This is a genomic window from Pseudomonas sp. 910_23 (assembly GCF_052850795.1).
Window position 1 is genome coordinate 333,913 of sequence record NZ_VXCZ01000002.1, and the last position, 22,377, is coordinate 356,289.

Sequence of the window (22,377 nt, forward strand, 5' to 3'; positions counted from 1 at the left end):
ACGTTCAGGAACGAAACAGGCGGCTGTACTGGCGTTCGTGGGCCATGCACGCCAGGGACAGGCCAAAGGCGGCGCTGCCCAACCGCGCAGGGTCAATGCGCTCGGCGTCCTGCTGGGCTTGCTGTAGCAAGGGCAGCAGTTCGCTGGTCAGGCGTTGCGCGGCTTGCTGGCCCAGTGGCAGGGTTTTCATCAGCACGGCCAATTGGTTCTCCAGCCAGCTCCACAGCCACGCGGCGAGGGCATCGTCGGGGCTGATGTGCCAGGCGCGGGCGGCCAGGGCCCAGCCAAGAGCCAGGTGCGGTTCGCCGCGTTGTGCAAGGAACTCACGGGCGGCGCTGTCCAGTTCCGGTAAGCCATTGAGCAGTTGCTGCAGGGAATAACCCATTTGCCGGCTCTCCTGATACAGCTCGCGGGTCTCACGGCTGGCGCGGTGTTCTTCGCACAATTGCGCCAGCCCAGGCCAGTCCTGTTCAGCGGCAGCGCGGCAATGGCCGAGCAACAGCGGCGCTTCGAAGCGCGCAAGGTTGAGCAGCAACTGATCGCTGATCCAGCGCCCTGCGCTCGCGGCATCCTGTACGCGGCCGTTGTCCACAGCCATTTCCAGGCCCTGGGAATAGCTGTAGCCGCCAATCGGCAACTGCGGACTGGCCAGGCGCAACAGCGCCCAGGCTGGGTTCATAGACGTACGCCGAACTGGTGCAGCTTGGGCGGGTAGTTGAAGTCTTCGTCGCCATGGCGCGAATGATGATGGCCGCCGCCGTAGGCGCCATGTTCCGGCTGGAACGGCGCCTCGATGGTTTGCGTGTCGGCGCCTAACTGTTCCAGCATCGCCTTGAGCACGTAGTCGTCGAGCAGGCGCAGCCAGCCGTCGCCGACTTGCAGGGCCACATGGCGGTTACCCAGGTGATAGGCAGCGCGGGTCAGTTCAAAGGCGTTGCGGCAAGTGACGTGCAGCAGTTGTTCAGGGCGGGCGCAAACGCGTACGACACGTCCGTCTTCAGCTTGTAGGAACTCGCCATCGTGCAAGGGCGGCTGCCCACGCTCCAAAAACAGGCCGACGTCTTCACCGTCGGCACTGAAACAGCGCAGGCGGCTTTTGCTGCGGGCTTCGAAGTTCAGCAGCAACTCAGCGGCCCAGAGGGCTTGGGGGGCGATTCGGCGGTGGATCACCAGCATCGGTAGGCTTCCAGCTATGAGCGATAGCAGTGCTAGAGCAAGGGGCTTGCCAACCTGCTACTGGCGTAGGAGTTTCCTGTCAGTGCAGGTGGTTGCGCATGGATAGGGCATCCACGGGTTGTATAGAGCGTTCAAATTTGGTGCGCATGAGCGGTTATAGCACTGGAAAAGGGCGTTTTCCCTGAAAGAAGCCTGGTGCTGCATGAAATTTCTTTCATCCAATTATCCGTTGCGTTTTTAAGGATTTATCCTACAAAGACCCGAGAATCGGCCTTCGTGGGCTTACGTGATGGTTCTTTAAGATTCGCGCCGTGTTTAATTCACCGCGATGTTCATCATGTTCAAGTCATTTATTTGTTCAGTCATTGTCGGCCTGTCGTGTGTTATCTCGTCAGCCTCGGCCAATCTTCAACAGCCGCCGACTTTCGCTTCAAGCCATGCGGCGTCTTCGGTCGACGATGTGATCGACCGCGCCCATCAACTGCTCGGCACTCCCTACAAGTGGGGCGGTACGTCTGCCGAGCAAGGGTTTGATTGCAGCAGTTTCCTGGTCTATCTGTTCAAGACCGAAGCCAACATTCAGCTGCCGCGCACCACTGCGGCGATGCACCGTTCAACCGCCGCAACCATCAAGCGCACAGCGTTAAAACCGGGCGATGCCGTATTTTTCAAAGGCAATGGGCGAGGGCGGGTGAGTCACGTCGGGCTGTATATCGGCGAAGGCAAGTTCATCCATTCACCGCGTACCGGCAAGCATGTGCGTATCGATTCGTTGAGCAATAAGTACTGGAGCAAGAACTACACAACGGCCAAGCGTTTTCACAAGGCTGGCTGAGGGATTACTCGGTACTGCCCAGCCCTTGCCAGTGCTTGAGGCCGATAAAGATAAAGCGCAGTTGCTGGGTGATTTTCGCCTGGGGCGTGAGGTGGGCCGGCAGGGCATGGGCCGGTGGGTCGATGATATCGGGCAGGGTGGCAAACACGCTTTTGACGATCAGGTCGGCCATCACATGTAAACCTTCTGCATCCAGATGCTGCAATTTTGGCATCAACGTCAGGTCGGCGGCCAGGTCGCGGGTGATGTCCTCGCGCAGGGCGCCGATGGCTTGGCGCACGGCCAGGCAGCCGCCGTACTGTTCGCGGGCCAAAAACAGGAATTGCGAACGGTTGGCCGAAACTACGTCGAGAAAGATCCGCACAGAGGCATCGATAATGCCCCCCATCACGAATTCGTTGTGGCGCACCAGGCGGATCGTGGCGCGGAAGGTCTGGCCGACTTCGCTGACCAATACCAGCCCAAGCTGGTCCATGTCGGCAAAATGGCGATAGAAACCAGTTGGCACTATACCCGCTGTCTTGGCCACTTCGCGCAGGCTCAGGCTGCCAAACCCACGGCCACACTCCATCAGATGGCGGGCTGCGTCCATCAAGGCAAGGCGTGTCTGTTGCTTCTGTTCGGCGCGGGGCAGCATGAGCGGATGGGCTTTGTCGGCAAGTACAGCGACGCACTCTAGCAAAAGCGCTTTGCCGGCGTCGAACTTGGCGGGGGCGAGGCGTGACGCGGTCTATATAAAAGCAAAAGCCCGATCGGCTGATCGGGCTTTTTTCTGGGCCACCACGGGCTTAGCTCTGTGCTTGATGCAGTTCTTGCAGACGGTCGGCACCACCTTCAGCAACGCCTTCGGTGTAGGCGCGTTTGTTGGCTTGTTCAGCACCGCCTTCTACCAGACCTTTCTCTTGCAGGCGATTGTAGCCATTTTCAGCGACAGCACCTTTGGCGTAGTCACGGTTTTCGTCTTCTTGCGAACCGCTGCGCGCCACGGTTTGGCTAGTCTGCATGGCTTGAGCTTTGTTCTGTGGAGTGGCCTGTTCGGCGGCTGGCAAGGCGAAAGCGCTGGAAGCCAGGACAGATAACAGGACGGTAGCGAGTAATTGGCGTTTCATGATGGTTGCTCCTTGGGAGGGCGATAAAGTGGGTACAGGGCTAATGCTACTCTTGATAAGTCGATATAAAAGTTCATAAACACAATGGTAATAATCAACAGAATTGATTGTTCCCTGCAAAGGCTCTAGATCGAGCCTCTCAAGCACGCGGTTTTGCACCGCAGTGGGTATTTTCGACACGAACCTGGGTAACAATGGTGCGCTGGCGATGATTAAATCTGTCTGCTTGATCAGGAAAATCGTTTTTTTCGGCTAAATCCGCCGTTGGGTTAAACCCTCCGGCACTTTGCCAGTCGTAGTTCTATAAGCTGTGTCAAAGGCTGTTGCCCAGCCAGTCGTATTCAGGAGCCCTGTGCAATGACGCGCACTCGTAAAATCGTCGCTTGGAGCTGCGCCAGCTTCGTTCTGTTAATTGCCATTGCGGTACTTGTGCTGGTGTTCTTCGACTGGAACCGCATCAAGCCGCCGCTCAACGCCAAGGTCTCCGAAGAACTGCATCGCCCGTTCGGCATCAACGGCAACCTTGCGGTGGTGTGGCAGCGCGAGCCCGATGAGGGCGGCTGGCGTGCCTGGGTGCCGTGGCCCCATGTGATCGCCGAAGACCTGACCCTGGGCAACCCGGATTGGTCGAAACAACCGCAGATGGTCACGCTCAAGAAGGTGGAACTGCGTATTTCACCCCTGGCCTTGCTGGTGCAGCGCGTGGTGATCCCGCGCATTGACCTCACCGAGCCCAGTGCCCAGTTGCAGCGCCTGGCCGACGGCCGCGCCAACTGGACGTTCAAGTTCGATCCCAAGGACCCCGACGCCGAGCCCTCCAACTGGGTGGTGGACATCGGCGCCATCGGCTTTGACAAGGGCCATGTGACTCTCGACGATCAAACCCTCAAGACTCAGTTGGATGTGATCATCGACCCCCTGGGCAAACCTATCCCGTTTGGTGAAATCGTCGGAGATGCCGATGCCAAGAAGGCGCTGGAAAAAGGCTCGGCGCCTCAGGACTACGCGTTCGGCCTCAAGGTCAAAGGCCAATATCACGGCCAGAAGCTCGCCGGTACCGGCAAGATCGGCGGTCTGCTGGCCTTGCAGGACGCGGCCAAGCCGTTCCCGCTGCAAGCCCAGGTGAAAGTCGCCGACACCAGCATCGCCCTGGCCGGCACCTTGACCGACCCGCTTAACCTCGGTGCCCTTGACCTGCGCCTCAAACTCTCGGGCAGCAGCCTGGGCAACCTCTACCCGTTGACCGGTGTGACGTTGCCGGATTCGCCGGCCTATTCCACCGACGGCCATTTGATCGCCAAGCTGCATGAAACCAGCGGCGCCTCATTCCGCTACGAGAACTTCAACGGCAAGATCGGCAACAGCGACATCCATGGCGACCTGGCCTATGTCGCCAGCCAGCCACGGCCCAAGCTCAGCGGCGCGCTGGTGTCCAACCAACTGCTGATGGATGACCTGGCGCCTCTGATTGGCGCGGATTCCAACGCCGAGCAAAAAGCTCGTGGCGGTGAAAGCAAACAACCGGCGACCAAAGTGCTACCGGTTGAAGAGTTCCGCACCGAGCGCTGGCGCGAGATGGATGCCGACGTGGAATTCACCGGCAAGCGTATCGTGCACAGCGCCGACTTGCCCTTCACCGATCTCTACACGCACCTGGTGCTCAACGACGGCCAACTGAGCCTCGAACCCCTGCGTTTCGGCGTGGCCGGCGGCAAGCTCGATGCGCAGATTCGCTTGAATGGCCGCATTACGCCGATGGAAGGCAGCGCCAAGCTGACGGCACGCAACTTCAAGCTCAAGCAACTGTTCCCGACCTTTGAACCGATGAAAACCAGCTTCGGTGAGCTCAACGGCGATGCCGATATTACCGGGCGTGGTAACTCGGTGGCGGCACTGTTGGGGACGTCCAACGGCGACCTGAAGATGCTGATCAATGATGGCGCCATCAGCCGCAGCCTGATGGAAATCGCCGGGCTCAACGTGGGCAACTACGTAGTGGGCCGCCTGTTCGGCGACGAGGAAGTGAAGATCAACTGCGCGGCGGCAGACTTCGGTATCAAGACGGGCCTGGCGACCACGCGGTTGTTTGTGTTCGATACCGAGAACGCCATCATCTACATCGACGGCACCGCGAACATGGCCACGGAGCAGTTGGACCTGACCATCACGCCGGAGTCCAAGGGCTTTCGCTTGTTTTCGCTGCGCTCGCCGCTGTACGTCAATGGGCCGTTTATCAAGCCCAATGCTGGCGTGAAAGCCATTCCGCTGGCGCTACGTGGTGCAGGCATGGTCGCCCTGGGCGTTATCGCCGGGCCAGCCGCCGGCTTGCTTGCCTTGGTCGCTCCAAGTGGCGGAGAGCCCAATGAGTGCGCACCGTTGCTGCAGCAGATGAAGGAAGGCAAGGCGCCTAAGACTGTGAAGTAACTGACCAACAGCTCAAACGAAATGTGGGAGGGGGCTTGCCCCCTCCCACATGGTTATTGCTATGTCGCTGATTACAGGTCCTGCAGAATATCCGCCATATCATCGGCGTGCTCTTCTTCCTGGGCCAGGATGTCTTCGAAGATGCGACGGGTAGTCGGGTCTTTATCACCGATGTACTGGATGATTTCACGGTAGCTGTCCACCGCGATGCGCTCGGCTACCAGGTCTTCGTAGACCATCTCTTTGAGCGAGTTGCCTGCCACATATTGAGCGTGGGAGTTCTTCGACAGCAGGTCGGGGTTGAACTCCGGCTCGCCGCCCAGTTGCACGATACGCTCGGCCAGTTTGTCGGCGTGCTCGGCTTCCTGGGTGGCGTGTTCAAGGAACTCATCGGCAGCCACGCTGGCTTTCAGGCCGTTGGCCATGAAGTAGTGACGCTTGTAGCGCAACACGCAAACCAGCTCAGTGGCCAGCGACTCGTTGAGCAGGCGGATGATCTCCTGACGGTCGGCGTCGTAGCCTTCGGTCACGGCACCGTTTTCGACATTCTGGCGGGCGCGGCTGCGCAGGGTCGCAATGTCAGTCAAGTGTGCTTCAGTCATTTCAATCTCCTGGGGCTAATCCGGTTGTACGCCACGCTCTGCCGGCGTGATCGCTATAGGTTGTGAGTCCCGGGCCAGGCGAAAAGTTTTATCGGATTTAACAGGATGTGTCATGAGCACGTCTGACCGGTGTGGTCCAGCGCTCCGACAGGATCACTCCACCCAGGGTCAGCAAGCCACCCACCAGGTGATACAGCGCCAACTCTTCCTTCAGCACCACCGCTGCGATCAGCGCGGTAATCAACGGCAGCAGGTTGAAAAACAGCGTGGTACGGCTTGGCCCCAGGATCTTCACCGAGTGCATCCACGCCAACGGCGCCAGCATTGAAGCCAGCAGGCAGGCGTACAGCACCAGCGGAATATTCGTCCAGCCCAAACCGGCCTTGGCCGAGAACAGGTACAGCGGCAGCAGCACCACCACCGCCACCAGCACCTGCAAATACAGCAGCACCAACGGTGGCAGGCGCAGTTGCCATTTTTTCAGCAGGGTGCTGTAGACCGCATAAGCCAGCGTCGCCACCAGCATCATGCCGTCACCCAGGTTGACCCCGTGTTGCAACAGCGCGCCCAGGCTGCCGGACGATACCACCACCACGACACCGGCGAACGACAGCACCGCGCCGGTCAGAGCGCCGAAGGTCAGGCGTTGCCCCAGGCTGATAATCGCGGCGGTCAACGCCATCAGCGGCATCAGCGAGAGAATGATGCCCATGTTGGTGGCGCTGGTCAGCGTGGCGGCGTAATAGGCCAGGCTTTGATACACCGCCATGCCCAGCACGCCGAGGATGAAGATCTTGCCCAGGTTGGGGCGGATAAGCGGCCAGTTGGCAACGACCGGCTTGAGCATGAACGGGGTGAACAGCAGTGCTGCGAACAGCCAGCGGTAAAAGCCGATTTCAGCCGGGAAAATCGAGCCCACGGCCAATTTGTTGACCACGGTGTTGCCAGCCCAGATAAAAATGGCCAGCAGCGGATACGCGTATTGCATCGAAAGAAACCCAGTGTATTGACGAGGCGCGATTATCCCCTGTCTGGATCGAAGCCTATACTGCGATCCAGACAACCGACCTCTGAATCCAGACAACATGCCCCGACATACCGTACGCCTGGCGGATTTCCCCCGCCTGCCGAGCCCTGTGTACTTTCGCTATTCCGATTTCGCACCCGATACCGAGTGCACCCCGCACCGGCACAGCTGGGGGTCGTTGGACTATTCAGCCAACGGCGTGATGCGCATGGAGGTGGCTGGCAGCCGTTTTATGTCGCCGCCGCAGTACGCGGTGTGGATTCCGCCCAACACCGAACACAGCTCCTACAACGCCCAGGCGATTGTCTATCGTTCGGTGGGCTTGGCGCCGACGCTCTGCGAGCAGCTGCCGCAAGCGCCGTGCACGCTGACGATCAGCGATATTCTCAAGGCCATCCTCAGCGATTTCGCCCAGCGCGACGTGAATATCCCGCAATCGGACGCGGATATCCGCCTGGCCCAAGTGCTGGTGGACCAACTCAAGCAGGCGCCGATCCACGATGGCTTCCTGCCCTACGCCCGCCACCCCGGGCTGCTGGGGGTGCTGGAAGGTATGCAGGCGCAGCCCGCCGACAATCGCCCGCTCGGGCAATGGGCTGAGCAGGTACATGTGAGCGAACGCACCCTGGCGCGTCAGTTTGTGCGCGAGCTGGGTATGAGTTTTGGTGAATGGCGCCAGCGCCTGCGCTACCTGGCGGCCATCGAAGCCCTGGACAGTGATCGCAGCGTGCAGCACGTGGCGTTTGATTTGGGCTACAGCACCGCCTCGGCATTTATCGCCATGTTCCAACGCCATGCTGGCTGCACCCCGGAGCACTACCGACGGACGAATATTCGTGGCCGGTGAAGTTGTAACAGCTTTTGACTACACTGCGCTGTAGGCCGTGCCCGTCGGCACGGTAACAGGGAGAAAACTCCATGAAGATGCTGCGTATTCCGTTGTTGATGATGGGCCTGCTGTTGTGTTCACAAGGTTTTGCCGCCACTGCCCAGCAGAACAAAATGACCACCTGCAATGCCGAAGCCACCACCAAGACCCTCAAGGGCGATGACCGCAAGGCCTTCATGAAGACCTGCCTGTCGGCGCCTGCCGCCAACGATGCCAAGACCCTGACGCCGCAGCAGCAGAAGATGAAGGACTGCAATGCGTCGGCTAAAACCAAAGCGTTGACCGGCGATGCGCGTAAAACATTCATGAGCACCTGCCTCAAAGGTTAATCACGATTTCGCAGGCGCTGCAGATCAAATGTGGGAGGGGGCTTGCTCCCGATAGCGCCGTGTCAGTCAATCGATTCATTGGCTGATCCTCCGTAATCGGGAGCAAGCCCCCTCCCACACTTGATCGCATTCACAGTCGTCCCCCCTCGCTTGATGCCTGCAACGCTGGCAGACTGCCCATCCTTTAACGCCGTTCGTTTTGAGGCTGTATGCCAACGTTTTCTCAGCGTCATGTGTTGTTGCTGGCCAGTTACATCATCATTTTCGGCGGGTTGCTGCTGGTGCTGCCGCTGAAGTTGCTGCCCAGCCTGCTGGCCGGCCTGTTGGTCTATGAACTGGTCAACATGCTCACCCCCCAACTGCAACGACTGATCGAAGGCCGGCGCGCCCGTTGGCTGGCGGTGGCCTTGCTCGGCACCCTGATCGTCAGCGTACTCACCTTGATCTTCGCCGGCGCCATCAGCTTCCTGCTCCACGAAGCTGAAAACCCCGGGGCTTCCCTGGATAAATTCATGGGCGTGGTCGACCGCGCACGCGGCCAGTTACCGCCGTTCATCGACGCCTACCTGCCCGCCAGCGCCGCCGAGTTTCGCGTGGCCATCGGCGACTGGATGAGCAAGCACTTGAGCGAACTGCAACTGGTCGGCAAAGACGCCGCCCATATGTTCGTCACCTTGCTGATCGGCATGGTGCTCGGCGCCATCATCGCCCTGCAACGGGTGCCCGACCTGACCAAACGCAAACCCCTGGCCGCCGCGCTGTTCGACCGTTTGCACCTGCTGGTTCAGGCGTTTCGCAACATCGTCTTCGCCCAGATCAAAATCGCCGCGCTCAACACGGCTTTCACCGCCGTGTTTCTCGCCGTGGTGCTGCCGCTGTGCGGCATCCACCTGCCGCTGACCAAAACCCTGATCGTGCTGACCTTCCTGCTCGGCTTGCTGCCGGTGATCGGCAACCTGATGTCCAACACCCTGATCACCATCGTCGCGCTGTCGCTGTCGATCTGGGTGGCGGTAGCGGCGCTGGGGTATTTGATCGTGATCCACAAGGTCGAGTACTTCCTCAACGCGCGCATCGTCGGCGGGCAGATCAGTGCCAAGTCGTGGGAATTGCTGCTGGCGATGCTGGTGTTTGAAGCCGCATTCGGTTTGCCGGGGGTGGTGGCAGGGCCGATTTACTATGCGTATCTGAAGAGTGAGCTGAAGTTGGGTGGGATGGTTTAGGCGCAGATGCGAGTTACAAGCTGCAAGCTGCAAGCGGAAGCAGATTGGCTTTTACTTGCCGCTTGCAGCTGAAAACTTACCGCTTAAGACCCATAACGCTTGCTGGCCTCAATCGCCAAACCGCTGCCGATACTGCCGAAGATATTGCCTTCCACATGCCGCGCATTCGGCAGCATCGCCGAGATACTGTGGCGCAACGCGGGGATGCCGCTGGAACCACCGGTGAAGAACACCGTGTCTACCTGGGCCACGCTCACCGAGGCGTCATTGAGCAACTGCGTGACACTGCCGCGCACGCGTTCAAGCAGGTTGTCGATGGAGGACTCGAACAGCGCCCGGCTCAGGTCCACGCTCAGGCCGGCTTCGATACGATCCAGTGGCACATGGCGGCTGTCTGCCTGCGTCAGCTGGATCTTGGTTTCTTCCACTTCCATCGCCAGCCAGTGCCCGGCGCGCTGTTCGATCAGCTTGAACAGGCGGTCGATGCCGCCGGTGTCTTCGATGTCGTAGCGCATGCTGCCCAGGGCCAGCTGGGACTTTTGCGAGTACACCGAGTTGATGGTGTGCCAGGTCGCCAGGTTCATGTGGTGGCTGGTAGGCATGTAGGCGCCGCTCTTCATGCGGCTGCCGTAGCCGAAGAGCGGCATCATGCCGGCCAGCGAGAGTTGCTTATCGAAATCGGTTCCGCCGATGTGCACGCCACCGGTGGCGAGGATGTCGCTCTGGCGGTTGTCGTTGTGACGGCGGTCCGGCGACAGGCGCACCAGGGAGAAGTCGGAGGTACCACCGCCGATGTCGACGATCAGCACCAGCTCCTCTTTTTCAATGGTGGACTCGTAGTCGAACGCCGCCGCAATCGGTTCGTACTGGAACGAGATGTCCTTGAAGCCGATCTTGCGCGCCACGTCCACCAGGGTGTTCTCGGCTTCCTGGTCGGCCATTGGGTCGTCATCGACGAAGAATACCGGGCGGCCCAATACCACTTCTTCGAACTCACGCCCCGCGTTGGCTTCAGCGCGGCTCTTGAGTTGGCCGATAAACAGCGCCAGTAGGTCGGTAAAAGGCATTGCAGTGCCAAGCACGCTGGTGTCGTGCTTGATCAGCTTGGAACCCAGCAGGCTCTTGAGCGAGCGCATCAAGCGGCCTTCGTAGTTCTCCAGGTATTCGTGCAGCGCCAGGCGACCGTACACCGGGCGGCGCTCCTCAAAGTTGAAGAAGACCACCGACGGCAGGGTGATTTTGTCGTCCTCCAGCGCGATCAGCGTTTCCATGCCGGGGCGGATCCAGCCGACGGTGGAGTTGGACGTGCCGAAGTCAATGCCGCAGGCACGGGCTGGGGATGGGTTTTTCATGTCTATCGGGTTCCGGTTGAAAAACGGCCGCGCAGTGTATGCCAGTCGCAAGCGCTTGCGTAGGCCAACCATCCGTTAAATCGTGCTTGAAAGTACGGGATTTGCCCCCACATCTGTTGCATACGGCTGATGCCGATAACACTTTGACGTACCCCCAGGCCGCAACCCTCACCAGGTGCAAACCAGCGCACGTTGCGCCCCGGGCAGTGCGATCTCGATAAAGGATGGTGAACCGTCGATGGATTTCAAAGATTACTACAAGATTCTGGGTGTCGAGCCGACGGCCGATGACAAGGAAATCAAGGCTGCCTATCGCAAGCTCGCGCGCAAATATCACCCCGATGTGAGCAAGGAAAAAGACGCCGAAGAGAAATTCAAGGACGCGTCCGAAGCCTATGAAGCGCTTAAAAGCGCCGACAAGCGAGCCGAGTACGACGAATTGCGCAAATACGGCCAGCATGGCCAGCCGTTCCAGGGCCCGCCGGGCTGGCAGAGCCGTGGCGGCTTTGGCGGAGGCCAGGACGCGGGCGATTTCTCGGACTTTTTCAGCTCGATCTTTGGCTCGCGCGGCGATGCTTTCGGTGGTGGCCAACGTCGTCCTACCGGGCGCAAGGGCCAGGATGTGGAGATGCAGCTGTCGGTCTCCCTTGAGGAAACCCTGTCGGCCGAGTCCAAGCAGATCAGCTTTCAGGTGCCGCAATACGACGCCTCTGGCCGGCATGTCAGCAATAGCGTCAAGAGCCTGAATGTGAAGATCCCCGCCGGTGTAGCCGACGGCGAGCGCATCCGTCTCAAGGCCCAGGGCGCGCCAGGCATTGGCGGTGGCGCCAATGGCGACCTGTACCTGATCATCAAGTTTGCGCCGCACCCCAAGTTCGAGGTCGATGGCGAGAACCTGGTCATCAACCTGCCGCTGGCCCCGTGGGAGTTGGCCTTGGGTGCGGAAGTGGCAGTGCCGACCCTGACCGGCAAGATCAACCTCAAGGTGCCTGCCGGCAGCCAGAACGGCCAGCGTATGCGCGCCAAGGGCCATGGCTTGCTGAACAAGGCCGGGCAACGTGGCTACCTGTTCATCCAGTTGAAGGCGGTCATGCCCCCTGCGGGCAATGAGGATGTGAAAGCGTTGTGGCAGGAGCTGGCGCAAAAAGCCGCTTTTAACCCACGCGAGCAGTTCTAAGGTCCTGTGGCGAGAGAGCAAGCTCCCTCGCCACATGAGTTTGAGCTAGAACAGGAAATATCGCTGCGCCATCGGCAGGACTTCAGCCGGTTCACACCACAGCAGTACGCCATCGGCCTTGACCTGATAGGTCTGCGGATCAACCTCGATATCCGGCAGGTAATCGTTGTGGATCAGGTCGCTTTTCTGCACATCGCGGCAGCCCTTGACCACTGCAATCTGCTTCTTCAATCCCAGGGCCTCGGGCAGGCCGGCGTCCTGTGCCGCCTGGCTGATAAACGTCAGACTGGTGGCGTGCAGTGAGCTGCCGAAGCTGGCGAACATCGGGCGGTAATGCACCGGTTGCGGTGTGGGAATCGAGGCGTTGGCATCGCCCATCAGGCTCGACGCAATCGCGCCGCCCTTGAGGATCAGGGTCGGCTTGATACCGAAAAACGCCGGGCGCCACAACACCAGGTCCGCCCATTTGCCGACTTCGACGGAACCGACGATATGGCTCACGCCGTGGGTGATCGCCGGGTTGATGGTGTACTTGGCGATGTAGCGCTTGGCGCGGAAGTTGTCGTTGCCGGGGCCGTCACCTGGCAGTGGGCCGCGCTGTTTTTTCATCTTGTCGGCGGTCTGCCAGGTGCGCGTGATCACCTCGCCGACACGGCCCATGGCCTGGCTGTCTGAACTGATCATCGAGAACGCGCCGAGGTCATGCAGGATGTCTTCGGCGGCGATGGTCTCGCGGCGGATGCGGCTCTCGGCGAAGGCCACGTCTTCGGCGATGCTCGGGTCCAGGTGATGGCAGACCATCAGCATGTCCAAGTGCTCGTCGATGGTGTTGCGGGTGAATGGCCGCGTCGGGTTGGTAGAACTGGGCAGCACGTTCGGGTAACCGCACGCCTTGATGATGTCAGGTGCGTGGCCGCCACCGGCACCTTCAGTGTGGTAAGTGTGAATGGTGCGGCCCTTGAGCGCGGCGAGGGTGGTTTCGACGAAGCCCGACTCGTTGAGCGTGTCACTGTGGATCGCCACCTGCACATCGTACTGGTCGGCGACGCTCAGGCAGTTATCAATGCTGGCAGGCGTGGTACCCCAGTCTTCATGCAGCTTCAAACCGATGGCACCGGCCTTGACCTGCTCGATCAATGGCTCGGGCAAACTGGCGTTGCCCTTGCCGGTGAACCCGATGTTCATCGGGAACGAATCACTGGCCTGCAGCATCCGCGCAAGGTGCCACGGCCCCGACGTGCAGGTGGTGGCGTTGGTACCGGTGGCCGGCCCGGTGCCGCCACCGATCATGGTGGTGACGCCGCTGGTCAGTGCTTCTTCGATCTGCTGCGGGCAGATGAAGTGCACATGGGAGTCGATGCCGCCGGCGGTGAGGATCATGCCTTCACCGGCGATCACTTCGGTGCTGGCGCCAATGGCCATGGTCACGCCGGGCTGGATATCCGGGTTGCCGGCCTTGCCGATGGCATGGATGCGACCGTTCTTCAAGCCAACGTCAGCCTTGACGATGCCCCAGTGGTCAATGATCAGCGCATTGGTGATCAGGGTGTCCACTACCTCATGGGCGAGCAACTGGCTCTGGCCCTGGCCGTCACGGATCACCTTGCCGCCGCCGAATTTGACTTCTTCGCCATAGACGGTGAAGTCCTGTTCGACTTCGACAAACAGCTCGGTGTCGGCCAGGCGGACTTTGTCGCCGACGGTTGGGCCATACATGTCGGCGTAGGCTTGGCGGCTGATTTTCATGTGGTTGCCCTGATTAATTGTGTTGAATGTGAGATCGCTATCGCGGGCAAGCCCGCTCCCACATTTTGATTTGTGAACACTGTCAAAAGGTGGGAGCCGGCTTGCCTGCGATGAGGCCCTAGAGGTCGCCCATAATTCGACCGGCAAACCCGAACACCCGGCGCCCGCCGCTCAAATCGACTAACTCCACCTCCCGACGCTGCCCCGGCTCAAACCGAACCGCCGTGCCTGCCGGAATATTCAGGCGCATACCGCGGCTCGCTGAACGGTCAAATTCCAGCGCGTCATTGGTCTCGAAAAAATGGTAATGCGAGCCCACTTGAATCGGCCGGTCGCCGCTATTGGCCACGCTCAAGGTGACGGTGCGGCGGCCGACATTCAGTTCGATCTCGCCAGGCTGGATCTGATATTCACCAGGAATCATGCCGGTTGCCCCAGGGTCTTGTAGTAGATGGCGGTCGGGCTGTAGCGCCCGTCCGGGCTTTGGCAGTAATCGGGCAGCTCACCGATCTTGATGTAGCGCAGCGACTGATAGAAGGCTTCGGCGCCGGAGCCGGCCTCGGTGTCCAGATACAGCAGGCCGCGCTTGTGCTGGCGTGCGGCGAGCTCCAGGCTGTGCATCAATTGCTGGCCCAGGCCATGGCGGCGGGCGCTGCTGTGCACCAGCAACTTTTGCACTTCGGCGCGGTTGAGGCCATTGGCCTTTTGGCACAGCGCCAGTTGTACACTGGCGACTACCCGTTCTTCACGTACCACCACCCACAACAGCAGGCTGGCGTCTTCGATACCGGCTTGCACGCCGGCCAGATACTCGCGGGCCTGGGCCTCATCGAAGTCGGCCATAAAGCCCACCGACGCGCCATGCTGCACCGCGTCCAGCAACAACTCGATCAAGCCCAGGCGGTAATGGGCAAAACTTTCAGCATTGACTCGACGCAGTTGTGCAGCGTTCATCGATCTCACTCCTTGGGCGGTTCGGCGCCCGGGTTCAAGGTCAGTTGCATAAAGGTCAGGTCCAGCCAGCGGCCGAACTTGATGCCCACTTGCGGCATATGCCCGGTGGTGATGAAACCCAGGCGTTCATGCAGGTGGACCGAGGCCAGGTTGCCGCTTTCGATGGCGGCGACCATGACGTGTTTGCCGCAGCTGCGGGCGCGCTCGATCAGGGCCTGCATCAGGAGTGGACCGAGGCCTTTGCCGCGCTGGTCATTGCGCACGTACACCGAGTGTTCGACGCTGTAGCGGAAGCCTTCGAAAGGTCGCCAGTCGCCGAATGAGGCGTAGCCGGTGACTTCGTCGTTTTCCACCGCGACCAGGATCGGGTACTGCTGCGCCTGGCGTGCGCTGAACCAGGCTTGGCGGTTGGCCAGGTCCACCGGTTGTTCGTTCCAGATCGCCGTGGTGTTCAGCACGGCGTCGTTGTAGATAGCGCGGATCGCCGGCAGGTCGTGTTCGGTTGCATCACGAATCATCGCAGTGCCTCATGCAATGGGCTGGTGGACGGTGACCAGCTTGGTGCCGTCGGGAAAGGTGGCCTCCACCTGGATATCCGGGATCATCTCCGGGATACCTTCCATCACCTGTTCGCGGCTGAGCAGGGTGGTGCCGTAGTGCATCAGGTCGGCTACCGTGCGGCCATCGCGGGCGCCTTCCATTAGCGCGGCGGAAATGTAGGCGATGGTTTCCGGGTAGTTGAGCTTCACCCCGCGTGCCAGGCGCCGTTCGGCGACGAGGCCTGCGGTGAAGATCAGCAGTTTGTCTTTTTCCCGTGGGGTCAGGTCCATGGTTCAAGGTCCTTTAAATGCATTCTTCAATTTGACAGAGATCAAATGTGGGAGGGGGCTTGCTCCCGATTACAGAGGGTCAGTTGATGAATATATGTCTGACACACCGCTATCGGGAGCAAGCCCCCTCCCACATTTTGATCTTCATGTGCTCCAGATTCTCGGTGATATCGCTTCTCGGCCCAATACGGCCGGGCGCAGCAATCGCCATAAATCAATCAACCACCCCCGCGCCAACAGCGCTTCCTCGGCCAGACAACGCGCCACCAGCAACCCAGGCAGTTGGGTCAAATCGCCGCGCACCGCGTGGGGCAGCGAGCGGCAACGCTCAAGCAATTCAGGATCGACCTCACCCGTCACCAGCAACGTGGCAAACACCGGCTGCCCATCCAGCCCGATGGGCGAATCCAGCAACCCATCGGCGCCCACAATGCGCTGGCGCTCATGCCAGAGCAACTGGCCGTCGCGGCGAATATCCAGGTGTGATTGAAAGTGGCCGAGGTCGAACCGTTCGCCGCTGGCCGGGCGCCCCAGGGCGACCACGTCCCAGTAGAACAACCGCGCATCGCCCGAGAGCTCGATGCGCGTAGTGAGTTCGGCCTGGGCGGCGCTGAACACGATGGTTTCCTGGGGCAGCCATTCCAGCGTCGCGCCGGCCTCGACAGTCAGCTCGACGTGCTGAAATGCCGGACCGCTGGCGCGGTACCACTTGGCTGCGCCTGGGCTGGTCAACTGCGCCCAGGCACCGGCGCTGACGTGGGCGCTGATGTCCAGGCGATCGCCACCGGCAATTCCGCCGGGCGGGTGCACGATGATGTGCTGGCACACCTGGGGGCCTTCGGCGTACAGGTGCTTTTGCACGCGCAGCGGGCCCAGGTGGCGGCGCAATACCGGGCGCGTGGTGTCGCCGAAACGCGCGTAGCCGAGTTCCAGCGCGGCGTGCCAGCTGGGGGTGAACAGGGCAGGGGAAACGGGCAGGTTCATGATTTTTGGCTTAATGTCGTGACGCCACAGATTAGATGGTTACGAGGCCGCGTACACCTTCGCTCTCCATATTTTCACCGCGGCCCTGCTGCACGATTTCACCGCGTGACATCACCAGGTAGTGGTCGGCCAGTTCGGCAGCGAAGTCGTAGAACTGCTCCACCAGCAGGATCGCCATGTCGCCACGCTCGGCAAGCTTCTTGATCACCGCACCGATCTCCTTGATCACCGACGGCTGGATACCTTCGGTGGGCTCATCGAGGATCAGCAGGCGCGGGCGGCTGGCCAGGGCGCGGCCAATCGCCAACTGTTGCTGCTGGCCCCCGGACAAATCGCCGCCGCGTCGATGCTTCATTTGCAGCAACACCGGAAACAGCTCGTAGATGAACGCGGGCACTTCCCTGGCTTCGGAGCCGGGGAAGCGCGACAGCCCCATCAGCAGATTTTCTTCCACCGTCAGCCGGCCAAAAATCTCCCGGCCCTGAGGCACATAAGCGATCCCGGCATGGACACGCTGGTGCGGCTTGAAGCCGGTGATGGCCTTGCCTTCCCAATTCACCGCGCCCTCCTTGGCCGGCAGCAAGCCCATCAGGCACTTGAGCAGGGTGGTCTTGCCCACGCCGTTGCGGCCGAGCAGGCAGGTGACTTCGCCGATTTTCACGTCGAAGGACAGCCCGCGCAGGATGTGGCTACCGCCGTAGTACTGGTGCAGTTTGTCGACTTGCAGCATTCTCAATACCTCTTCAATCCCCCTGCGGGAACCGGATCAAATGTGGGAGCTGGCTTGCCTGCGATGCAGGCGACTCGGTGTTTGTGTGACACTGAGGTGACGCCATCGCAGGCAAGCCAGCTCCCACATAAAGCAGTTCGTGTCAGCGTTAGCGACCGAGGTAGACCTCGATCACCCGCTCATTTTCCTGCACCTGTTCCAGCGACCCTTCGGCCAATACGCTGCCCTGGTGCAACACGGTGACGTGATCAGCGATGGAGCCGACAAAGCCCATGTCGTGCTCCACCACCATCAACGAATGCTTGCCGGCCAGGCGCTTGAACAGTTCGGCAGTGAATTCGGTTTCGGCGTCGGTCATGCCGGCCACCGGTTCGTCGAGCAGCAACAGTTGCGGGTCTTGCATCAGCAACATGCCGATTTCCAGGAACTGCTTCTGACCGTGGGACAGCAAGCCGGCGGGCCGATGCACCGAGGCGGTCAGGCGGATGGTGTCGAGTACTTCATCGATGCGGTCTTTTTGCTCGCCACTCAGGCGCGCCCGCAGGCTGGCCCACACCGACTTGTCGGTCTTCTGCGCCAGCTCAAGGTTTTCGAACACGCTGAGGGCTTCGAACACCGTAGGCTTCTGGAACTTGCGGCCGATACCGGCCTGGGCGATTTGCACTTCGCTCATGCTGGTCAGATCCAGGGTTTCGCCGAACCAGGCCCTGCCGTGGCTGGGCCGGGTCTTGCCGGTGATCACGTCCATCAACGTGGTCTTGCCTGCGCCGTTGGGGCCGATGATGCAGCGCAATTCGCCGACGCCGATATACAGGTTCAGGTCATTCAACGCTTTGAAACCGTCGAAGCTGACGCTGATATCTTCCAGGGTCAGGATGGTGCCGTGGCGGGTGTTGAGCCCTTTGCCTGCGGCCTGGCCGATACCGATCGCATCGCGGCCGCTACCCGCATCGAAAATAGGTTCAAGCATGACGTTCCTCATTTCTTCAGCAGGCCGATAACGCCCTTGGGCAGGTACAGGGTGACGATGATGAACAGCGCCCCCAGAAAGAACAGCCAGTACTCGGGAAACGCCACCGTGAACCAGCTCTTCATGCCGTTGACTACCCCAGCGCCGAGCAATGGCCCGATCAGTGTGCCCCGCCCGCCGAGGGCGACCCATACGGCGGCCTCGATGGAGTTGGTCGGCGACATTTCGCTGGGGTTGATAATGCCCACCTGCGGCACATACAGCGCCCCCGCCAACCCGCACAACACTGCGCTCAACACCCACACGAACAACTTGAAGCCACGCGGGTCGTAACCACAGAACATCAGGCGGTTCTCGGCATCGCGCAAGGCAGTCAGCACGCGGCCGAACTTGCTCTGCGCCAGGCGCCAGCCGATGTACAGGCTGGCTACCAGCAACAGCACCGTGGCCACAAACAACACCGCCCGTGTGCCAGGTTCTGTAATGCCAAAGCCTAAGATGCTGCGAAAGTTGGTAAAGCCGTTATTGCCGCCGAACCCGGTCTCGTTGCGAAAGAACAACAGCATTCCGGCAAAGGTCAGGGCCTGGGTCATGATCGAGAAATACACGCCTTTGATTCGCGAGCGGAAGGCGAAGAAACCGAACACTAGCGCGAGCACTCCCGGGGCCAGCACCACCAGGCACAACGCCCAGAGAAAGTTGTCGGTGCCCGCCCAGTACCAGGGCAATTCGGTCCAGGACAAAAAGGTCATGAACGCCGGCAACCCGTCGCCCGACGCCTGGCGCATCAGGTACATGCCCATGGCATAACCGCCCAGGGCGAAGAACAGACCGTGGCCCAGGGACAACATCCCGGCATAGCCCCACACCAGGTCCAGCGCGAGCGCGACGATGGCGTAGCAGAGGATCTTGCCCACCAGCGTCAGGGTGTAGGCCGATACATGCAGTGGATTGTCCGGCGCCAGCAGCGAACACAGTGGCAGCGCCAGCAGCAGGAACAGGATCACCACGCCGACGGCGATCGTCACCTTGGGGCCGGCCTTTTGCGTGGCCGTAAGCATCAATGGCTGGTTCATCAGTCGATCACCCGTCCTTTCAGTGCGAAGAGTCCTTGCGGGCGTTTCTGGATAAACAGAATGATCAGCGCGAGGATCAGGATCTTGCCGAGCACGGCACCGATTTGCGGTTCAAGAATCTTGTTGGCGATACCCAGGCCGAAGGCTGCCATTACGCTACCGGCTAACTGGCCGACGCCACCGAGTACCACCACCAGGAATGAGTCGATGATGTAGCTCTGGCCCAGGTCCGGGCCGACGTTGCCGATCTGGCTCAGGGCCACGCCACCAAGGCCTGCGATGCCGGAGCCCAGACCAAAGGCGAGCATGTCCACGCGCCCGGTGGGCACGCCGCAGCAGGCGGCCATGTTGCGGTTCTGGGTGACGGCGCGCACGTTGAGGCCCAGGCGTGTCTTGTTCAGCAACAACCAGGTGAGCACCACCACGAACAGCGCGAAGGCAATGATGACGATGCGGTTGTACGGCAGCACCAGGTTGGGCAGTACTTGAATACCGCCGGACAGCCAGGCGGGGTTGGACACTTCGACGTTCTGCGCGCCGAACACCAGGCGTACCAGTTGGATCAGCATCAGGCTGATGCCCCAGGTGGCGAGCAGGGTTTCCAGTGGTCGGCCATAGAGGTGACGAATCACCGTGCGCTCCAGGGCCATGCCGATGGCGGCGGTGACGAAGAATGCCACCGGCAGCGCGATCAACGGGTAGAACTCGATGGCCTGGGGTACATAACGCTGCATCATCAGCTGCACCACGTAGGTGGAGTAGGCGCCCAGCATCAGCATCTCGCCGTGGGCCATGTTGATCACGCCGAGCAGGCCGAAGGTGATCGCCAGACCCAGTGCCGCCAGCAATAGAATCGAGCCCAGCGACATGCCGCTGAACGCCTGCCCGAGTATCTCTCCGACCATCAGTTTGCGTTTGACCTGGGCCAGGCTGGTTTCGGCGGCCGTGTGCACGGCGGCATCGGTTTCCACGCCCGGCGCGAGCAGCGCTTCAAGTCGCGTGCGTGCCAGAGGATCACCCGTGCTGCCGAGCAGGCGCACGGCGGCCAGACGCACCGCAGGGTCGGTGTCCACCAGTTGCAGGTTGGCCAAGGCCAGGCTGAGGGCGCCGTGCACATCTTCGTCGGTTTCGGCGGCGACCTGCTGGTCGAGGAATTTCAATTGCGCAGGCACAGCGCTTTTTTGCAGGGTTCGAGCTGCCGCCAGGCGTACCTTGGGATCGGCGGCGAGCAGTTGCTGGCTGGCTTGAACGTTGTCGATCAGGCCGCGCAGACGGTTGTTCAGGCGTACGGTCCTGGTTTCGCCATTGAGCTTGAGCTGGCCTTGTTGCAGGGCATCCACCAGCTCGATGCGCGCCGGGTCGGGCTGTGCGGCCCAGTCCTGGAGGAGCTTGGCTTGCTGCATCGGGTTGGCTTTGAGGAAGTCTTCGGCATCGCTGGCGTGTGCGGCCAAAGGCAGCAATAGCAGCACGGCGAGGATGAAGCGGTGGAGGGCAGTAGGCATAACACAATGTCCTAGTCATGCGCGGTCAACACTGTGGGAGGGGGCTTGCTCCCGATAGCGGTGTGTCAGGCAATGCATGTATCACTGACCCGCCGCCATCGGGAGCAAGCCCCCTCCCACATGTAGAACGCGTGGGGCTTTAGTTGCTCTTCACCGCGTAATCCGGCTTCTTGTCATTGCCCGGGATGTAAGGGCTCCATGGCTGTGCCCGAATCGGTGCTTCGGTCTGCCACACCACCGAGAACTGCCCATCAGCCTGGATCTCGCCGATCATCACCGGCTTGTGCAGGTGGTGGTTGGTCTTGTCCATGGTCAGGGTAAAGCCCGACGGTGCGGCGAAGGTCTGGCCGCCCAGGGCTTCGCGCACTTTGTCGACGTCGGTGGACTTGGCTTTCTCTGCCGCTTGGGCCCACATATGGATGCCCACATAGGTGGCTTCCATCGGGTCGTTGGTCACGGCTTTGTCTGCGCCCGGCAGGTTGTGCTTCTTGGCGTAGGCTTTCCAGTCGGCGACGAATTTCTGGTTGACCGGGTTCTCCACCGACTGGAAGTAATTCCACGCCGCCAGGTTGCCCACCAGTGGTTTGGTGTCGATGCCGCGCAGTTCTTCTTCGCCCACCGAGAACGCCACCACCGGTACTTCGGTGGCTTTCAAGCCCTGGTTGGCCAGCTCTTTGTAGAACGGTACGTTGGAGTCGCCATTGACGGTGGAGACCACAGCGGTCTTGCCGCCGGCGGAGAATTTCTTGATGTTGGCGACGATGGTCTGGTAATCGGCATGGCCGAACGGGGTGTAGACCTCTTCGATATCCTTATCCGCCACGCCTTTGGAATGCAGGAACGAGCGCAGGATCTTGTTGGTGGTGCGCGGGTACACGTAGTCGGTGCCCAGCAGGAAGAAGCGCTTGGCACTGCCGCCTTCTTCGCTCATCAGGTATTCCACTGCCGGGATCGCTTGCTGGTTCGGCGCCGCACCGGTGTAGAACACGTTGGGCGACATCTCTTCGCCTTCGTATTGCACCGGGTAGAACAGCAAACCGTTGAGTTCTTCGAACACCGGCAATACGGATTTGCGCGACACCGAGGTCCAGCAGCCAAACACCACGGCAACCTTGTCCTGGGTCAACAGTTGCCGGCCTTTTTCTGCGAACAGCGGCCAGTTGGACGCCGGGTCCACCACCACTGGTTCGAGCATCTTGCCGTTCACGCCGCCCTTGGCGTTGATCTCGTCGATGGTCATCAGCGCCATGTCTTTAAGCGAAGTTTCGGAGATCGCCATGGTCCCGGACAACGAGTGCAGGATGCCGACCTTGATGGTCTCGGCGGCCTGGACGGTCCAGGTCAATCCCATGGCGGCAATGGATGCCGACAAAGTAAAAGCCTTGATCAAGCTGCGACGCTGCATGGTGCGATCTCCGTGGACTCAACACTGTTATGAGGGG

General features: G+C 60.6%; 24 protein-coding genes. 6 read left to right on the plus strand and 18 right to left on the minus strand.

Annotated features, from left to right (window positions below; translation table 11 throughout):
- Positions 1-4: 4 nt before the first annotated feature.
- Positions 5-679, minus strand: a complete 675-nt coding sequence (locus FW800_RS03605; protein WP_248128437.1) for an urease accessory protein UreF — start codon at positions 677-679, stop codon at positions 5-7.
- A complete protein-coding gene (gene ureE, locus FW800_RS03610; RefSeq protein WP_005784297.1) occupies positions 676-1,176 on the minus strand; it encodes an urease accessory protein UreE in 501 nt (166 codons plus the stop codon). Before ureE ends, FW800_RS03605 begins: the two co-directional genes overlap by 4 nt.
- 337 nt (positions 1,177-1,513) lie before the next feature.
- Here ureE and FW800_RS03615 point away from each other — a divergent pair, with 337 nt between their 5' ends.
- Positions 1,514-2,011, plus strand: a complete 498-nt coding sequence (locus FW800_RS03615; RefSeq protein WP_148852897.1) for a C40 family peptidase — start codon at positions 1,514-1,516, stop codon at positions 2,009-2,011.
- Positions 2,012-2,015: 4 nt separating this feature from the next.
- On the opposite strand, the gene FW800_RS03620 is transcribed toward FW800_RS03615, so the two are convergent.
- Complete coding sequence (locus FW800_RS03620) at positions 2,016-2,648, minus strand: TetR family transcriptional regulator (protein ID WP_005784300.1); 633 nt, start codon at positions 2,646-2,648, stop codon at positions 2,016-2,018.
- A 151-nt stretch (positions 2,649-2,799) separates the two neighbouring features.
- A complete protein-coding gene (locus FW800_RS03625; protein ID WP_005784302.1) occupies positions 2,800-3,120 on the minus strand; it encodes a hypothetical protein in 321 nt (106 codons plus the stop codon).
- Between the two features lie 357 nt (positions 3,121-3,477).
- Between FW800_RS03625 and FW800_RS03630 the strand changes: the two genes are divergently transcribed.
- Positions 3,478-5,544, plus strand: a complete 2,067-nt coding sequence (locus FW800_RS03630; protein ID WP_446436981.1) for an AsmA family protein — start codon at positions 3,478-3,480, stop codon at positions 5,542-5,544.
- 71 nt (positions 5,545-5,615) lie between these two features.
- Here FW800_RS03630 and FW800_RS03635 read toward each other — a convergent pair whose 3' ends face one another.
- Together FW800_RS03635 and FW800_RS03640 are read right to left on the minus strand one after the other, a co-directional pair.
- A complete protein-coding gene (locus tag FW800_RS03635; RefSeq protein ID WP_005784304.1) occupies positions 5,616-6,146 on the minus strand; it encodes a ferritin-like domain-containing protein in 531 nt (176 codons plus the stop codon).
- A gap of 97 nt (positions 6,147-6,243) precedes the next feature.
- The gene (locus FW800_RS03640; protein ID WP_446436982.1) at positions 6,244-7,134 is read right to left on the minus strand and encodes a DMT family transporter; all 891 of its coding nucleotides are present in this window, start codon (positions 7,132-7,134) and stop codon (positions 6,244-6,246) included.
- 97 nt (positions 7,135-7,231) lie between these two features.
- On the opposite strand from FW800_RS03640, the gene FW800_RS03645 reads away from it, so the two are divergent.
- The 3 genes from FW800_RS03645 to FW800_RS03655 all read left to right on the plus strand — a co-directional run bounded on the left by FW800_RS03645 (position 7,232) and on the right by FW800_RS03655 (position 9,614).
- Positions 7,232-8,020 carry an AraC family transcriptional regulator gene (locus FW800_RS03645; RefSeq protein ID WP_005784308.1) on the plus strand — a complete coding sequence of 263 codons (789 nt, stop codon included), beginning with the start codon at positions 7,232-7,234 and terminating at the stop codon, positions 8,018-8,020.
- A 71-nt stretch (positions 8,021-8,091) separates the two neighbouring features.
- The gene (locus FW800_RS03650) at positions 8,092-8,391 is read left to right on the plus strand and encodes a PsiF family protein (RefSeq protein ID WP_005784310.1); all 300 of its coding nucleotides are present in this window, start codon (positions 8,092-8,094) and stop codon (positions 8,389-8,391) included.
- Positions 8,392-8,600: 209 nt separating this feature from the next.
- Positions 8,601-9,614, plus strand: a complete 1,014-nt coding sequence (locus tag FW800_RS03655; RefSeq protein WP_032878157.1) for an AI-2E family transporter — start codon at positions 8,601-8,603, stop codon at positions 9,612-9,614.
- Positions 9,615-9,697: 83 nt separating this feature from the next.
- Here the strand turns inward: FW800_RS03655 and FW800_RS03660 are convergent, their stop codons facing one another.
- Entirely contained in the window at positions 9,698-10,966 is a 1,269-nt protein-coding gene (locus FW800_RS03660; RefSeq protein WP_078820160.1) for an Hsp70 family protein, read from the minus strand.
- A gap of 238 nt (positions 10,967-11,204) precedes the next feature.
- Here FW800_RS03660 and FW800_RS03665 point away from each other — a divergent pair, with 238 nt between their 5' ends.
- On the plus strand, positions 11,205-12,143 hold the full coding sequence (locus FW800_RS03665; RefSeq protein WP_032878155.1) for a DnaJ C-terminal domain-containing protein: 939 nt from the start codon (positions 11,205-11,207) through the stop codon (positions 12,141-12,143).
- 45 nt (positions 12,144-12,188) lie between these two features.
- Here the strand turns inward: FW800_RS03665 and ureC are convergent, their stop codons facing one another.
- The 11 genes from ureC to urtA all read right to left on the minus strand — a co-directional run bounded on the left by ureC (position 12,189) and on the right by urtA (position 22,340).
- Positions 12,189-13,889, minus strand: coding sequence for an urease subunit alpha (ureC, locus tag FW800_RS03670; protein ID WP_078820161.1), 1,701 nt, complete (start codon positions 13,887-13,889; stop codon positions 12,189-12,191).
- A 118-nt stretch (positions 13,890-14,007) separates the two neighbouring features.
- Entirely contained in the window at positions 14,008-14,313 is a 306-nt protein-coding gene (locus tag FW800_RS03675; RefSeq protein WP_032878152.1) for an urease subunit beta, read from the minus strand.
- Positions 14,310-14,843 (minus strand): GNAT family N-acetyltransferase, encoded by a 534-nt coding sequence (locus FW800_RS03680; RefSeq protein ID WP_223018727.1) that lies wholly within the window; start codon positions 14,841-14,843, stop codon positions 14,310-14,312. The genes FW800_RS03675 and FW800_RS03680 overlap by 4 nt, the downstream gene beginning before the upstream one ends.
- A 5-nt stretch (positions 14,844-14,848) precedes the next feature.
- Positions 14,849-15,361, minus strand: a complete 513-nt coding sequence (locus FW800_RS03685) for an N-acetyltransferase family protein (protein ID WP_446436983.1) — start codon at positions 15,359-15,361, stop codon at positions 14,849-14,851.
- A 9-nt stretch (positions 15,362-15,370) separates the two neighbouring features.
- The gene (ureA, locus tag FW800_RS03690; protein ID WP_003171437.1) at positions 15,371-15,673 is read right to left on the minus strand and encodes an urease subunit gamma; all 303 of its coding nucleotides are present in this window, start codon (positions 15,671-15,673) and stop codon (positions 15,371-15,373) included.
- A 144-nt stretch (positions 15,674-15,817) separates the two neighbouring features.
- Positions 15,818-16,657: an urease accessory protein UreD gene (locus FW800_RS03695; protein WP_446436984.1), complete on the minus strand. Its 840-nt coding sequence runs from the start codon at positions 16,655-16,657 to the stop codon at positions 15,818-15,820.
- 31 nt (positions 16,658-16,688) lie between these two features.
- Positions 16,689-17,387: an urea ABC transporter ATP-binding subunit UrtE gene (gene urtE, locus FW800_RS03700; RefSeq protein WP_078820165.1), complete on the minus strand. Its 699-nt coding sequence runs from the start codon at positions 17,385-17,387 to the stop codon at positions 16,689-16,691.
- 148 nt (positions 17,388-17,535) lie between these two features.
- Entirely contained in the window at positions 17,536-18,369 is an 834-nt protein-coding gene (gene urtD / locus FW800_RS03705; protein ID WP_087149500.1) for an urea ABC transporter ATP-binding protein UrtD, read from the minus strand.
- Positions 18,366-19,433 (minus strand): urea ABC transporter permease subunit UrtC, encoded by a 1,068-nt coding sequence (gene urtC / locus FW800_RS03710; protein ID WP_032878142.1) that lies wholly within the window; start codon positions 19,431-19,433, stop codon positions 18,366-18,368. Before urtC ends, urtD begins: the two co-directional genes overlap by 4 nt.
- Entirely contained in the window at positions 19,433-20,935 is a 1,503-nt protein-coding gene (gene urtB, locus FW800_RS03715) for an urea ABC transporter permease subunit UrtB (RefSeq protein WP_446436985.1), read from the minus strand. Before urtB ends, urtC begins: the two co-directional genes overlap by 1 nt.
- Positions 20,936-21,074: 139 nt before the next feature.
- Entirely contained in the window at positions 21,075-22,340 is a 1,266-nt protein-coding gene (gene urtA / locus FW800_RS03720) for an urea ABC transporter substrate-binding protein (protein ID WP_005784337.1), read from the minus strand.
- Between the last annotated feature and the right edge of the window lie 37 nt (positions 22,341-22,377).

Excerpts from the sequence above, each read along its gene's own strand:
- FW800_RS03630 (WP_446436981.1), top strand. The coding sequence starts at position 3,478 with ATGACGCGCACTCGTAAAATCGTCGCTTGGAGCTGCGCCAGCTTCGTT.
- FW800_RS03695 (WP_446436984.1), bottom strand. The coding sequence starts at position 16,657 with ATGAACCTGCCCGTTTCCCCTGCCCTGTTCACCCCCAGCTGGCACGCC.
- FW800_RS03660 (WP_078820160.1), bottom strand. The coding sequence starts at position 10,966 with ATGAAAAACCCATCCCCAGCCCGTGCCTGCGGCATTGACTTCGGCACG.
- FW800_RS03615 (WP_148852897.1), top strand. The coding sequence starts at position 1,514 with ATGTTCAAGTCATTTATTTGTTCAGTCATTGTCGGCCTGTCGTGTGTT.
- urtD (WP_087149500.1), bottom strand. The coding sequence starts at position 18,369 with ATGAGGAACGTCATGCTTGAACCTATTTTCGATGCGGGTAGCGGCCGC.
- FW800_RS03620 (WP_005784300.1), bottom strand. The coding sequence starts at position 2,648 with ATGCTGCCCCGCGCCGAACAGAAGCAACAGACACGCCTTGCCTTGATG.
- urtA (WP_005784337.1), bottom strand. The coding sequence starts at position 22,340 with ATGCAGCGTCGCAGCTTGATCAAGGCTTTTACTTTGTCGGCATCCATT.
- FW800_RS03665 (WP_032878155.1), top strand. The coding sequence starts at position 11,205 with ATGGATTTCAAAGATTACTACAAGATTCTGGGTGTCGAGCCGACGGCC.
- urtB (WP_446436985.1), bottom strand. The coding sequence starts at position 20,935 with ATGCCTACTGCCCTCCACCGCTTCATCCTCGCCGTGCTGCTATTGCTG.
- urtE (WP_078820165.1), bottom strand. The coding sequence starts at position 17,387 with ATGCTGCAAGTCGACAAACTGCACCAGTACTACGGCGGTAGCCACATC.
- FW800_RS03625 (WP_005784302.1), bottom strand. The coding sequence starts at position 3,120 with ATGAAACGCCAATTACTCGCTACCGTCCTGTTATCTGTCCTGGCTTCC.
- FW800_RS03635 (WP_005784304.1), bottom strand. The coding sequence starts at position 6,146 with ATGACTGAAGCACACTTGACTGACATTGCGACCCTGCGCAGCCGCGCC.
- FW800_RS03605 (WP_248128437.1), bottom strand. The coding sequence starts at position 679 with ATGAACCCAGCCTGGGCGCTGTTGCGCCTGGCCAGTCCGCAGTTGCCG.
- ureC (WP_078820161.1), bottom strand. The coding sequence starts at position 13,889 with ATGAAAATCAGCCGCCAAGCCTACGCCGACATGTATGGCCCAACCGTC.
- FW800_RS03645 (WP_005784308.1), top strand. The coding sequence starts at position 7,232 with ATGCCCCGACATACCGTACGCCTGGCGGATTTCCCCCGCCTGCCGAGC.
- urtC (WP_032878142.1), bottom strand. The coding sequence starts at position 19,433 with ATGAACCAGCCATTGATGCTTACGGCCACGCAAAAGGCCGGCCCCAAG.
- FW800_RS03650 (WP_005784310.1), top strand. The coding sequence starts at position 8,092 with ATGAAGATGCTGCGTATTCCGTTGTTGATGATGGGCCTGCTGTTGTGT.
- FW800_RS03675 (WP_032878152.1), bottom strand. The coding sequence starts at position 14,313 with ATGATTCCTGGTGAATATCAGATCCAGCCTGGCGAGATCGAACTGAAT.
- ureE (WP_005784297.1), bottom strand. The coding sequence starts at position 1,176 with ATGCTGGTGATCCACCGCCGAATCGCCCCCCAAGCCCTCTGGGCCGCT.
- FW800_RS03680 (WP_223018727.1), bottom strand. The coding sequence starts at position 14,843 with ATGAACGCTGCACAACTGCGTCGAGTCAATGCTGAAAGTTTTGCCCAT.
- FW800_RS03655 (WP_032878157.1), top strand. The coding sequence starts at position 8,601 with ATGCCAACGTTTTCTCAGCGTCATGTGTTGTTGCTGGCCAGTTACATC.
- FW800_RS03640 (WP_446436982.1), bottom strand. The coding sequence starts at position 7,134 with ATGCAATACGCGTATCCGCTGCTGGCCATTTTTATCTGGGCTGGCAAC.
- ureA (WP_003171437.1), bottom strand. The coding sequence starts at position 15,673 with ATGGACCTGACCCCACGGGAAAAAGACAAACTGCTGATCTTCACCGCA.
- FW800_RS03685 (WP_446436983.1), bottom strand. The coding sequence starts at position 15,361 with ATGATTCGTGATGCAACCGAACACGACCTGCCGGCGATCCGCGCTATC.